This window comes from Methylobacterium sp. WL18 (assembly GCF_008040015.1).
Taxonomy (GTDB): Bacteria; Pseudomonadota; Alphaproteobacteria; order Rhizobiales; family Beijerinckiaceae; genus Methylobacterium; species Methylobacterium mesophilicum.
Window position 1 is genome coordinate 1 of record NZ_VRVD01000857.1, and the last position, 1,623, is coordinate 1,623.

A 1,623-nucleotide genomic window follows, 5' to 3' on the forward strand; every position below is an offset into this window, starting at 1 on the left:
GCGAGCACCGCGGCCGCCAGCAGCGCCGCGTTGACCGCCCCGGCCCGGCCGATCGCCAACGTCCCCACGGGGATGCCGGCCGGCATCTGGACGATCGACAGCAGGCTGTCCTGGCCGGACAGGGCCTTCGATTCCACCGGAACGCCGAAGACCGGCAGGCGGGTCATCGCAGCCGCCATGCCGGGCAGGTGCGCGGCCCCGCCGGCGCCCGCGATCACGACCTTGAACCCATCCGCCACCGCGCCCTTGGCGAAGGCCACGAGCCGGTCCGGCGTGCGGTGGGCCGACACGATCCGGGCGTCGTACGGCACGCCGAGCGCGTCGAGCGTCTCGGCGGCGTGCCGCATGGTCGCCCAATCGGACTGACTGCCCATGATGATCGCGACCGGAGGCGACGCCATCGTATGTCCCGGCAAAAGAGGCCGCTTACAGGCGAGGCGGCCCGGCGGCAAGGCGCCGCGCCGATGCGTCCACCGGCTTCGGCGGAACGTCCCGACAGATGGTTTCCGGCTTCCGGGAGAACGCGCCGCGCTTCAACGCGCCCGCTGACCCGGAGCCGGCATCCACTTCGGCGGCGGGCTCTAAGCGATGATATCGGGGGTGAGGGCATCCTCGATATGGTAGATCCGGTCGCGCAGGGTCAGCTTGCGCTTCTTCAGGCGCTGGATCTGGAGCTGATCCCCGGCGACGCTGCGCTCCAGCGCCTCGATGGCGCCGTCGAGGCCCCGGTGTTCCTCGCGCAGCCGATTCAGCTCGGCTTCGAGATCCGCCGGCTGCACGTTTTCGTTCGACTCGTCCGCCATCGTCACCCGCGGGACCGAAGACCGTTCCGTATCGAAGAGCATGCGTTACGCCCCGCCGCGGGACAAGCCGGCCGTGCAAGCATTCGTGAGGCTTGGCCGGAGAAAAGGCTTCGACAGGTGCGGCATCCTGTGCCAGTCTCCATGTGTCGGAACAATGACAGGAGATTCGACTCATGTCGCTGCAGACGCATTTGAGCCAACTCGCCCGGAAGCACGAAGCCCTCGAGCGTGAGATTCACGAGGCGATCCACAGGCCTTCTGCGAACGACCTCCACATTGCCGAACTGAAGCGACGGAAACTTCTTCTCAAAGACGAGATCAAAAGGCTGCAAGCCGGCAACGATACGTTGCACTGAGCGACGCCTGATCCGTTCTCACCCCTGACATCTTGAACACGACATGAGCCGTCGCATCGGGTTGCCCGGTGCGGCGGTTCTTTGCGCGCTTGTTTTACCGCTCACCCGATCGCAGCCCCCGTCGCGGGGCGCCCGCGCCAGGGGACATCGAAGGAGCACTCCAGGGATCGCGCGGCCGGCCGGAGGGCTCCTTCGAGGCCTCCGCTTCGCTTCGGCGCCTAAGGATGCGGGGGCTGGGTGGGAGAAGCCGATTCTCCCGCTGAGCCGGAGTTCAATCCATAAGCGCGTCATCATCCCCCAAACGACCGACCGCGCGCGCAAGAAACCAGAATCAGCTAATCTCCCCGGGATGCCGCCGGAGAGCGGCTCCGAGGACACGCCGCGCCCATGACCACCGCCAGCCTGCCGGGCCGCTATCCTGAGATCTACGACGCGGCGCGCCGCGACCCGGAGGCGTTCTGGCG

General features: G+C 67.6%; 3 protein-coding genes. 1 reads left to right on the forward strand and 2 read right to left on the reverse strand.

Translation table 11 applies throughout. From position 1 onward, the window contains the following. Positions 1 to 401 (reverse strand): 5-(carboxyamino)imidazole ribonucleotide mutase (gene purE / locus FV228_RS29045; RefSeq protein ID WP_147857633.1); only part of this gene is annotated, 401 nt, incomplete at its 3' end. Positions 402 to 581: 180 nt separating this feature from the next. After that, positions 582 to 845, reverse strand: coding sequence for a DUF465 domain-containing protein (locus tag FV228_RS29050; protein ID WP_147857634.1), 264 nt, complete (start codon positions 843 to 845; stop codon positions 582 to 584). Positions 846 to 976: 131 nt separating this feature from the next. On the opposite strand from FV228_RS29050, the gene FV228_RS29055 reads away from it, so the two are divergent. Further along, complete coding sequence (locus FV228_RS29055; RefSeq protein WP_058190671.1) at positions 977 to 1,159, forward strand: DUF465 domain-containing protein; 183 nt, start codon at positions 977 to 979, stop codon at positions 1,157 to 1,159. Positions 1,160 to 1,623: the final 464 nt, after the last annotated feature.